The sequence below is a fragment of the Sphingopyxis sp. Soil_C_28 genome (genome assembly GCF_057657055.1).
Genome location: NZ_JBDGJE010000002.1, coordinates 986,069 through 998,041 on the forward strand (window position 1 = coordinate 986,069; position 11,973 = coordinate 998,041).

Below are 11,973 nucleotides of genomic sequence, written 5' to 3' on the forward strand. Positions count from 1 at the left end.
CGATTTCGATACATGTCCTCGCATAGTCGAAACAACGAGTTTCCTTCATGCCCGATCTTCTGGACGTCACGCCCCAATCCAATGCTGCCGCGCTGCTGTTCGCCATCCCGGCGAATCGCTGGTCGGATGACGAGGCGCTGGGGAAGTCGCCCGAAGATCTGCTCCTCTATCGCTCGAACCGTCTCGGTTCCGACCTGACCGTCACCAATTTCGGCGGCGGCAACACCTCGGCCAAGCTCGATGCGCGCGATCCGCTGACCGGTGAAACGGTTTCGGTGCTGTGGGTCAAGGGATCGGGCGGCGATATCGGCTCGATGAAGCTCGATGGGTTTTCAACGCTGTATCAGGCCAAACTGCTCGGGCTCGAAAAACTCTATCGCGGACTTGCGCACGAGGACGAGATGGTCGGTTACCTGCCGCACTGTACCTTCGCGCTCAATCCGCGCGCGGCGTCGATCGATACCCCGCTCCATAGTTATTTGCCCTTTGCCCATGTCGACCATGTTCACCCTGACGCGATCATCGCACTCGCGGCCTCGAGCGAGGGAGAGGCTGTTACGCGCGCGATCTGGGGCGGCGCGGTCGGCTGGCTTCCCTGGCAGCGTCCGGGCTTCGATCTCGGTCTAAAACTGCGCGATTATGTCGCGGCCCACGCGGGACTGCGCGGCGTGATGCTCGCGGGGCACGGCATCATCTGCTGGGGTGACAGCGCCAAGGGCTGTTATGAAAATACGGTGGAGCTGATTACCGATGCGGCGAGCTATCTGAACGCGAAGCTCGTCGATGGGCCGGCATTTGGCGGCGAAGTTGTCGCGTCGCGTCCCGCTGCCGACCGCGCCGCGGCGGCCGCAAAGCTGATGCCGTTGCTCCGCGGCCTGATGGGCGGTCGCCGCGTCGGCCATTTTGCCGACGATGCCGAAACGCTCGAATTCACTGGTAGCCGCGATTTTGCGAAGCTCGCCGCGATTGGCACGTCGTGCCCCGATCATTTCCTGCGCACCAAGATCGCGCCGCTCGTCCTCGCCCCCGAAAGGATCGATGACAGCGCGTATCTTGCTGAGCGGATCGAGGCGTATCGCGCCGATTATGCCGCTTATTATCAGCGCTGTGCTCGCCCGAACTCGCCTGCGATGCGCGACCCCAATCCCGTCGTCGTGCTCGTCCCCGGCATCGGGCGCATGACTTTTGCCGGCGACAAGACGACCGCGCGGCTCGCGGGCGAATTCTATGCCAATGCGATCAATGTGATGCGCGGGGCCGAGGCGATCGGCGCCTATGTCGGGCTCGACGAACAGGAAGCCTTCGACATCGAATATTGGCTGCTCGAGGAAGCGAAGCTCCAGCGCATGCCGAAACCCAGGCCGCTCGCGGGCCGCATCGCGCTCGTCACCGGCGGCGCGGGCGGCATCGGTGCCGCGACCGCCGAACGCCTCGCCGCCGATGATGCCTGTGTGCTGCTCGTTGACCGGGACGCCGACGCGCTGACCAAGGCCGCGTACGAACTCGAAGGCCGTTTCGGCCGCGACCGCATCCGCTCGGCGGTATGCGACGTGACCGACGAGGGGCAGGTGGCTGCGGCATTTGCGACGTGCGCGCGCGAGTTTGGCGGGCTCGACATCCTCGTCGCCAACGCCGGCATCGCCTCGTCGGCGCCGATCGAGGATACGACGCTCGAGCTGTGGCAGCGCAATTATGACGTGCTCGCGCAGGGCTATTTCCTCACCGCGCGCGCGGCTTTCCCGTTGATGAAGGCGCAGGAAGGCGGCTCGATCGTCTTCATCGGGTCGAAGAACGGCATTGCCGCCGCGACCAACGCCTCGGCCTATGCTTCGGCGAAAGCGGCGGCGCTGCACCTCGCGCGCTGCCTCGCGCTCGAAGGCGCACCCTTCGGCATCCGCGTCAACACGGTCAATCCCGACGCGGTGATCAAGGGATCGCGCATCTGGGACGGCGACTGGCGCCGCGAACGCGCGGGCGCGCACGGGATCGATTCGGGCAGCGAGCTTGAGGAGCATTATCGCAATCGCTCGATGCTCAAGCGCGATGTGCTACCCGAGGATGTCGCCGAAGCCGTCTATTTCCTCAGCGGCGATATGTCGTCAAAGTCGACCGGCAACATGATCAACGTCGACGCGGGCAACGCGCAGGCATTTACACGATAAAATTGAAGGTTCGGGAGACGTTATGGCTGGTGACTTGCCGCTCGCACAGGATGATATCGAGCGTCTGAACGCCGGTCTGACCGATGCGCTCGACGATGATTATGGCAGCCTCGGCCGCCAGCTTGGCCGCCGTGGGATCGATATCGGCGCGGTGAAGGCAAAGGTCGCTGGTTTCTCGGTTGCGGTGCCGAGCTGGGGCGCGGGACGCGGCGGCACGCGCTTCGCCAAATTCCCGATCGCGGGCGAACCGACCAATATCCACGAAAAGCTGGAGGATTGCGCGGTCATCCAGCAGCTCGGCCGCGCCACGCCGCGCGTCAGTCCGCACTTCCCGTGGGACAAGGTCGGCGACTATCGCGCGCTGCGTGAGGAAGCCGCGGCGCTTGGTCTCGGTTTCGACGCGGTCAACAGCAACACCTTTCAGGATCAGCCGGGGCAGGCGGTGAGCTATGCCACGGGCTCGCTCTCCTCGACCCGCGCCGACGTGCGCGAGCAGGCGGTGGCGCACAACATCGAATGTATCGAGATCGGCCAGCAGCTCGGGGTGACCGACCTGACCGTGTGGGTAGGCGACGGCACCAATTTCCCGGGGCAGCAGGATCTTGGTCGGTCGCTCGACCGTTATCTCGATGCGGCGGCAGAGGTCTATGCTGCGCTCCCCGGCGACTGGCGGATGCTGATCGAGCACAAGATGTTCGAGCCCGCCTTCTACTCCACTGTGATCTCGGACTGGGGCAGCTCGATCCTCGTCGCGCAGGAACTCGGCGACAAGGCGAAGTGTCTCGTCGACCTTGGCCATCACGCGCCGAACGTGAACATCGAACAGATCGTCGCGCGGCTCCATCGCTTCGACAAGCTCGGCGGCTTTCACTTCAACGACAGCAAATATGGCGACGATGATCTCGACAGCGGATCGATCAACCCGCACCAGCTGTTTCTCGTCTTCAACGAACTGATCGAGGCCGAGATGAACCCGCGCGGCGACTTCCGCCCCGCCTATATGATCGACCAGTCGCACAATGTGACCGATCCGATCGAGAGCATGCTGTCGTCGGCCGAAGCGATCGTCGGCGCCTATGCCAAGGCATTGCTGGTCGATCGCGAGGCTCTGCTCGCGGCGCAGGAAGCCAATGATACGATGATGGCGTTTCAGGCTTTGCGCGCGGCGTATCGCACCGACGTCACGCCCATCCTCGCCGCGGCGCGCGCCGAGGCGGGCGGGGCGATCGACGCAATCGCCGCCTATCGCGCGAGCGGCTGGCGGACCCGCAAGGCGCAGGAACGCAAAGCTGCGGGGACGACGGCGGGCATCGTCTAATCAATCGATTGCAACTCGGCGCAGTTCCCGTCAAATAGGCACATCAGGACAGGGACCCCTATGCACGCAGCCGAACGCGAAAAAATGATCCTCGATAGCCTCGGCGATAGTGGCTTCGTCTCGTTCCGCGACCTCGAGAGCCGTGTCGCGGCCTCCCCCGCCACCATTCGCCGCGACCTCGACCGGCTCGAAGAATCGGGCGTCATCACGCGCGTGCGCGGTGGAGCGAAACGCGCCGGGCAGGGTGACGGCGCGACGACGGCGCCCGATGAGGGGCTGTCGGGCATTCCCTTCCATGAGAATATAGGGCGCAACCGCAGCGCCAAGGAAGCGATCGGGCGCGCAGCCGCGCAATTCTGTATCCCGGGCGAGGGCGTCATGATCGATGGCGGTTCGACGACACTGCAGATGTGTCCGCACCTCGACGGCCTCGCGCTTCAGGTTCTGACCAACTCGCTGCATATCGTCAGCGCGCTGTTGCCGCAGCCGACAACGCGCATCCTCGTGCCGTCGGGACAGGTGTTCCGCGAACAGAATATCGTGCTGTCGGCAGCCGGCGACGACGGCATGCCGCGTTTCCATGCGCCGAAACTGTTCATGGGGGCGGCGTCGATGGGGCCGGCGGGGCTGATGCAGGCCGATGTGATCCTCGTTGCCGCCGAACGCCGCCTGATCGAGCGCGCCGACGAGATCATCGTGCTCGTCGACAGCTCGAAATTCTCCGGTCCGTCTGGAAATGTCGTCTGCTCGCTCGACGAGATCGATGTCGTCGTCACCGATACCGCGATCGAGCCGCGCCATGTCACAATGATGGAAGCCGCCGGCATCCGCGTCGTCATCGCCTGAATTTTCGAAAGCCGTTGCAAGAAAAACCGCGCCGCGCCGTCGCGTTCGGGTAAGAATGATTGAATTTGATCGTTGACGTGATTGTTAAAGACAAATAATGACCATTGATGCAAAAATGCTCTGACGAAGCATTGCATCGGAGGAAGAACAGGGCCGCACGCGCCGCCTCCGCCAAAAGGGACAGCCCGCCAAAGCGGGCATGGGAGGATGCGATGAAGGCGATGATCACTGCAGGTCTGGATTTTGCTGCGCAGCGGAGCGCATGGCGGCGGGGAATTTCGGTGCTGGCGTGCGCGGGCGCGCTGCTTGGCGCTAACGGGGCCTATGCCCAAGAGGCCGATTCCGACGCACCGACCGATGCCGACATCGTCGTCACCGGAACGCTGCTGCGCGGCGTGGCGCCGACAGGCACTAATTTGGTCGGCGTGACCCGCGAGGATGTGCTGGTGTCGGGCGCGGCCAATGCCAACGACCTGCTCGCCTCGATTCCCCAGGTCGGCAATTTTATGACCCAGCCCGTCGGCACTGGCCAGTTCGGCGCGCCGCTCGTCCGTCCCAATATTCGCAATCTCGGTTCGTCGGGCGGCGCGACGACGCTGGTGCTGATGAACGGCCACCGTCTTGTCGGCGCGGGCATCCTTCAGACCACCGCCGATCCGTCGATCATTCCGCCCGATGTCATCGAACGCGTCGAGGTCGTTCCCGATGGGGGGTCGGCAATCTATGGCTCGGATGCGATCGGGGGCGTGATCAACTTCATAACGCGCAAGAGTTTCAACGGGATCGGCGCCAATGCGCGCTACGGCTTCGCCGACGACTACAAAAGCTTCGACGGCAATGTGACCGCAGGCAAGGACTGGGGCAGCGGATCGCTGTTCGTTTCTTATGCCTATGCATGGCATGACAATATACAGGGCATCGACCGCGACTATTCGACCGCCGACAACACCGCGCGTGGGGGCACCGATTTCCGTCAGACGACCTGCGCGCCGGGCAATGTCACCGATCTGCAATCGCTGATCTCGCCTCTGCTTCCCAACATCAGCTATGCGCTGCCGGGCTTTACGCCGGGGGTGGTGAACAAGTGCGATCAGACCGATTTTGCCGACATCTATCCCCGCGAAACGCGACATTCGGTGTTTGCCGGCCTCAATCAGGAACTCAGCGAAAATGTCGAGTTCAACATGACTGCTTATTGGTCGCGGCGTGACACCGAGATCCGCCAGGCGCAGGCGGGTTTTACGGGCACGATCACGGCACTCAACCCCTATTTCCGGCCGCTGAGTTTTTCGCCGGCGCAGAACATCGCGATCTCGTTCGCCGACGTGTTCGGCGACAGCCTGATCAGCAACCAGCGGTTCGATTCGTGGGGCGTGACGCCCAGCTTTGACTTCAAACTGGGCGGCGGCTGGAATCTGCGCGCCGAGGGCAATTATGGGCACAGCTATAACCTCGTGCGCGAAGGCGCGATCAACGCCAGCGCCGCGACGGCCGCGCTTGCCGGCACGACGATCGCCACCGCGCTCAATCCCTATAATCCGTCGGCGACCAATCCGGCTGTGCTCGCGCTGATCCAGGATTTCGAGAATTTCGGCGAAGCGAAGCAGGGGCTGGCCGAGGCACGGCTAGTGCTCGACGGAACGCTCGTTACGATTCCAGGCGGCGATATCCGCCTCGCCGTCGGTGCCGAATATCATTACGAAGATCTCGTTTCGCGCATCTCGCTCGATCGCCGCAACGTCTTTACCAATGCGGTCAACTCGGACGTCTCGCGCAAGGTGAAGTCGATCTATGGCGAGTTGTTGGTGCCGATCGTTGGCGCGGACAATGGCTCGCCCGGCCTTCGCGGGCTGCAACTCTCGGGCTCGATCCGCCATGACGATTACAACGACGTCGGCGGCACGACCAATCCCAAGATCGGGTTCAACTACAAGCCGTTCAACGATCTGACGATCCGCGGCAATTGGGGCACGTCCTTTCATGCGCCCAGCCTGGCCGACACGACCAGCACCGCGGATTCGCGCGCGCAGATCTTGCTCAACAGCTTTTTCATCCGGCCCGGCGACAGCCTGCTCAATTTCCTTCGGCCGACGATCATCCTCGCCGGCGGCAACCCCAACCTGAAGCCCGAGCGCGCCGACACATGGTCGCTCGGTTTCGACTGGAAACCCGAAGCCGTGCCGGGGCTGCGCGCCAGCGCGACATACTGGAACGTCAAGTTCAAAGACGCGATCGGCCTCGCGCCTTTCCTGTCGCCGACCCTCTTTACCGACCAGAATTATGCGAGTTTCTATATATTGAACCCGACGCTTGCTCAGTCGCAGGCGGCCGTGGGCAGCCTGTTGCTCAATGGCGCGCCCAGCCTCGGCAGCCTTTATGCGGGTACCTCGCCCTATATATTGATCGACGCACGGCGTAACAATCTGGGCCGCGTGAAGACCGACGGCATCGATTTCGACCTGTCCTATGTCCGCCAGACCGGGTTCGGTTCGATCAACGCGAGCTTTGCCGGCACTTATACCCTCAACCGCGATACGCAGGCGGTGGCGGGCGGGGCGACCACCGACAATCTGAAGAACGGCACCGGCCGGTTCTTCTTCGTCGCCGGACTTGGCGGAAGCGTCGGCGATTTCACCGCACATGCCTCGCTCAACCATCGCGGCGGTTTCCCGATTGTCGCCACGACACAGGATCGCATCTCGTCGTTCAACACGGTCGATCTGTTCTTCAGCTACGACCTCAAAGCCTTGTTGCCGAACACGTCGCTGACGATGAATGTCGACAATCTGTTCGACGAAGATCCGCCCTTCTTTGACGGTCAGACCGGCTATACGAATGGCGGTACGCTGGGGCGGTTCATTTCCTTTGGTGTCCGCACCAAATTCTGAGGACGAGCGTGGTGTTGAAACAGTGGCGGAATTTCGCGGGAGGAAGCATCGGTCCCGCCGCTGGCTTCTTTCTCGCGCTGTCGCTCAGCATCGGCGTGGCCCGCGCGGCCGACGACACCGCTCCCACCGATCTGCGCGCCGAATACAGCCGGGCCCCTCTGGGCCTCGATACCCCGATGCCGCGTCTCGCGTGGCAGTCGCCAGTCACGAAGCAGGCCGCGTACCGGCTGAAAGTCGCGACGTCGCGCGAAGCGCTGGCGCGGAGCGAGCTGTTCTGGGACAGCGGCAAGGTCTTATCCGACGCTAATGTCCAGATCGCCTATGCGGGGCCGGCGCTCGCGTCGCGCCAGCGTTATTGGTGGCAGGTGCAGGTGTGGGATGCCGTGGGCAACGTCACGGGGTGGAGCGCTCCGGCCTGGTGGGAAATGGGGCTGCTCGGCACATCCGACTGGCAGGCGAAATGGATTTCGGGGCCGCAGCGGCGCGACCATGACTGGGGCGACCTGACCCTCGACGCCGATCTGACGCTGACGGGCAAGAGCGTCGATATCCTGTTCCGTGCGCTTCCGAATGGGAAGAGCTATGGCGACGCCTATGTCTGGACGCTGGTCGACGACAAGAATGGCCCCGAGCTGATCCAGACCGTCCGTCGTTATCCCGGCGGCACGAGTTCGGCGATTAAGATGGAGCGGCTGGCGCAGGTCAAGCTGGCCGCGCCAATCAAGGGGCGCCGTATCGCCCTGTCGATCCGCGCCGAGGGGAGCCAGGTCGTGACGCGCATCGATGGTGCCGTGGTCGCAACGATCGACAATGACGCGCACAAGCATGGGACGATCGGGTTCGCGGGCAAGGAAGCCGCGGCGGCGATCATCCACAAGGTCAGCGTGCGGGGTGATCAAAGCCCCGCCGTCGCCTATGATTTCGCCGGGGGCGACAATCCCTTCACCGGCGGCAGCGTGTCGAAGGACGGGCTCGTCGTCGCCAGCGGCGTTCCCGGCGTCGACCTCGTGCTTCCGATCGAGGCGCCAGCGCCGCTCGTGCGCCGCGCCTTCCGCCTGAGCAAGCCCGTCGCCAGTGCGCGGCTCTATTCGGCGGGCGCGGGCATGCCGCGCTTGCTGATCAACGGCACCGTCGTCGGCTCGTCGCTCGGCGCGGGCTATACCGCCTATGACAAGCGCGCGCTCAGCTATGCCTATGACGTGACCGGTCTGCTGCGCCGCGGCGAAAATGTCATCGGCGCCGAACTGGGACGCGGCTGGTACGGTCTGACCGACCCGAATGAATGGTATTTCCATGCCGCGCCCTGGCACGCCGAACCGGCGCTGAAGGCGCAGCTCGAGGTGACGTACAACGACGGCACGCGCGAAACGGTCGGGACCGATGGCAGCTGGCGCAGCGTGTCCGGCCCGACGCTCAATGACTCGGTGCACCGCGGCGAGCGCCATGACGCAAGGCTGGCGCCCGAAGGCTGGGATCGCGCCGGCTTCCGCGACCGCAAGTGGCCGATGGCGCCCGTCGTCTCCGGCCCGGCGGGGCAGCTTGTCGCCGCCAATTCGGAGGCGATCGAGCCCGTCGACACCATCGCCCCCGTGGCGGTGAAAGCGATCGCGCCCGGCATCCAGGTCTACGACTTCGGCCGCATCGTTTCCGGCTGGCCGGTGCTGAAACTCAGCGGACCGCGCGGCACGACGGTGTCGATGGTCGCGAGCGAACGCCTCGCCGACGATGGCAAGGTCGTGCCTGCCGCCGGGCTGATCGATGCGCAGCTCCAGACCGACCGCTATACGCTCGCGGGCAATGGCGAAGAGACGTGGGAACCGCGCTTCGGCTATCGCGGCTTTCGCTATGTACAGGTTGAGGGTTTTCCGGGCACGCCGCCCGAAGGCGCGCTCACCGCGCGCATCGTCCATTCGGCGGTGGCGCGCACCGGCAGCTTCACCAGCGCCAATCCGCTGCTGAACCAGATCGACGCCGCAGCGATCAACTCGATCCTCAACAATCTCCACGGCTTTCAGACCGACACGCCGACTTATGAGAAAAACGGCTGGACCGGCGATGCGCAGGCGTCGGCGGGCGCCGCGGCGCGCAGCCTCGACGTCGCGCGCGTCTGGACCAAATGGCTCGCCGATTTTCGCGATGCGCAATCGGACAAGGGCGAGGTCCCCGAAATCGCGCCGACGACGCCCTTCTATGGTTATGAGAATACGCCGGGCTGGAACGTGATCTGGGGGCCGACGACCCCGTGGGACGCCGCGGCGATGATCCTGCCGTGGGAACTATACGCCACCTATGGCGACACGCGGATCCTCGCCGAGAATCAGGACATGCAGCGGCGGCTGGTCGATTACACCGCGACCTTCATCAAGGCGCCCGATTACCAGCGCACGGCGGGGCTGTCCGAATGGGCGTCGGCGGGCGGGATGGATTACAGCAATGCGCGCGGCGGCGGCATCGACGCGGTGACGACGGCCTATTTCTTTCACCAGGCCGATTTGCTCGCCAAATCGTCGGCGATCATCGGCAAGACTGATGATGCGGCGCGCTATGCAAAGCTCGCTGCCGACATTCGCGCCGCCTATAATGCGCGTTACTGGAACGGAGCCATGGGCTGGTATCGCACCATCGACAGCAAGGGCGCGGTCGGCCGACCGACGCAGGTGCAGAATATCCTGCCGCTCGCGTTCGGGATGGCGCCCGCGGGCAGAGAACAGGGCATCGCCGACGCCATCGCGCGCGACGTCGACAAGCAGGGCCTGCGCACCGGCGTCTATGGCGCACGCTACCTGCTCGAAATCCTCAGCGACTATGGCCATGCCGACCTTGCCTACCGCGTCGCAACGCGCACCGACGAACCGAGCTGGGGCTGGTGGATTAAGAACGGCCACTCGACGATGTTCGAGACGTGGAGCCTGAACAGTCGCTCGCGTGACCATCATTATTTCGCCTCTATTGCCGACTGGATGCGGCAACGGCTCGCCGGTCTGCGCCCCGGCGCGCCGGGATACAAGGTCGTGCTGGTCAAGCCCGCGATCCCTGACGGCCTCGCCAGTGCCGAGGCGGCGATGGATACGGTCCATGGCCGGGCCTTTTCGGGTTGGCAGGTCGAAACCGGCAAGCTGACATTGACGGCCGAGGTTCCGTCGAACACCGCAGGCGAAATCTGGGTGCCGACGCGTTTCGGGACCATCGCCGCGCCCGCCGGGACTGAAGCTGTGCGGCAGGCGGCTGGCTATTCGATCTATCGCACCGGCCCCGGCCGTTTCATCTTTACCTCCGGAGGCGCGCAATGATCCGCAGCATTCTGACATTCATCGCCGTCTCTTCACTGGCGTCTCCCGCCATCGCGCAGCAGGTGGACATCGACAGCGGCGCCGTCACGGGCGCGACCGCCGATGGCATCGCATCGTTCAAGGGCATTCCCTTTGCCGCGCCGCCCGTCGGCGCGGGCCGGTGGAGCGCACCCGCGCCCGTCGCACCATGGAGCACACCGCGCGACGCGACTGCTTACGGCCCCGACTGCATGCAAAACCCGCTGCCGGGCATCCAGCCCGGATCGCGACCGATGAGCGAAGATTGCCTGACCCTCAACCTCTGGACCCCGAAACCCGCGAAGGGCGCGAAACTGCCGGTGATGGTCTGGATCCACGGCGGCGGATTTGTCGGCGGGTCGGGCAGTTTGCCCGAAACCGATGGGGGCCTGCTCGCAAAGCGCGATGTCGTGATCGTCAGCTTCAACTATCGTCTGGGCCGTTTCGGCTTCTTCGCTCACCCGGCGCTCGGCAAAGACGGCAATTGGGGGCTGATGGACCAGATCTCGGCGCTCAAATGGGTTCAGCGTAATATCGCTTCCTTCGGCGGCGACCCGGCAAAGGTCACGATCTTTGGCGAGAGCGCCGGAGGGGAATCGGTCTTGCGCCTGATGGCGTCACCCGCGGCGAAAGGCCTGTTCGCGCGCGCCATAGTCGCGTCGGGCGGCGGCCGCGATGACTGGCCGACCCTCGCCGAAGCGCAGGTGAAAGGGCAGGTATTTGGCGCGCGCGCTGGCGCCGCCGACGCCGCGGCATTGCGCGCTCTCCCTGCCGACAAGGTGCTGGGAAGCCTTGCGCTGATGAGCAAGGAAGAGGATCGCTATTCGGGGCCGATCACCGACGGGACGATCGTTCCCGCGCATGCCGACGCGATTTTCGCGGCGAGCAAGCAGGCGCGCATTCCCTATATCATTGGCAGCAACGACGACGAGCTGGGCTTCATCCCCGCGCCGTTCCGCGCGATGGTCAATAGCCCGATCGAAAAGGAGCTTGGCGCTGCTACGGCCGGGGTAAAAGCCGCCTATGCTGGCGAGGGCGAGGCGAACCGGCGGCTTGGCGGCGATGTGATCTTCGCCGAACCCGCGCTGGCATTCGGCTTGTTGCAGGCACGTGCCGGAGCACCGACCTTCCTCTATCGCTTTGGCTATGTCGCCGAGGCCCAGCGCAAGCCCGATATCGGCGCGGTCCATGCGTCGGACGTCGCGTTTCAGTTTGGCAATCTTGCTCCCGATGCCACCGCCGCCGATCGCGCGGCGGCGAAGCTGATCGGCGATTACTGGACCAATTTCGCGAAGACCGGCGATCCGAACGGCGGCGGACTGCCCGTCTGGTCGCCGCTCGACCCTGAGGCGCCGAAGCTCTTGTCGATCGGCGTCACCGCGACCGCGATGGCGCCTGCGGGCAGCCCGGCGCTCACCGCCATTGCCGCTGCACGGGACGCAAAGAAATGA

General features: G+C 64.5%; 6 protein-coding genes. All 6 read left to right on the top strand.

The features are described 5' to 3' along the window. Nucleotides 1-47 precede the first annotated feature (47 nt). The 6 genes from AC3A43_RS13050 (at nucleotide 48) to AC3A43_RS13075 (ending at nucleotide 11,973) form a co-directional block, all read left to right on the top strand. The gene (locus AC3A43_RS13050) at nucleotides 48-2,162 is read left to right on the top strand and encodes a bifunctional rhamnulose-1-phosphate aldolase/short-chain dehydrogenase (RefSeq protein WP_487792957.1); all 2,115 of its coding nucleotides are present in this window, start codon (nucleotides 48-50) and stop codon (nucleotides 2,160-2,162) included. A 22-nt stretch (nucleotides 2,163-2,184) separates the two neighbouring features. Continuing rightward, complete coding sequence (gene rhaI, locus AC3A43_RS13055) at nucleotides 2,185-3,480, top strand: L-rhamnose catabolism isomerase (protein ID WP_487792958.1); 1,296 nt, start codon at nucleotides 2,185-2,187, stop codon at nucleotides 3,478-3,480. An 84-nt stretch (nucleotides 3,481-3,564) separates the two neighbouring features. Then, on the top strand, nucleotides 3,565-4,326 hold the full coding sequence (locus AC3A43_RS13060; RefSeq protein WP_487792959.1) for a DeoR/GlpR family DNA-binding transcription regulator: 762 nt from the start codon (nucleotides 3,565-3,567) through the stop codon (nucleotides 4,324-4,326). Between the two features lie 212 nt (nucleotides 4,327-4,538). Beyond that, nucleotides 4,539-7,214, top strand: a complete 2,676-nt coding sequence (locus tag AC3A43_RS13065; protein ID WP_487792960.1) for a TonB-dependent receptor domain-containing protein — start codon at nucleotides 4,539-4,541, stop codon at nucleotides 7,212-7,214. An 11-nt stretch (nucleotides 7,215-7,225) separates the two neighbouring features. Next, a complete protein-coding gene (locus tag AC3A43_RS13070; protein WP_487792961.1) occupies nucleotides 7,226-10,504 on the top strand; it encodes a family 78 glycoside hydrolase catalytic domain in 3,279 nt (1,092 codons plus the stop codon). Beyond that, nucleotides 10,501-11,973: a carboxylesterase/lipase family protein gene (locus AC3A43_RS13075; RefSeq protein ID WP_487792962.1), complete on the top strand. Its 1,473-nt coding sequence runs from the start codon at nucleotides 10,501-10,503 to the stop codon at nucleotides 11,971-11,973. Before AC3A43_RS13070 ends, AC3A43_RS13075 begins: the two co-directional genes overlap by 4 nt.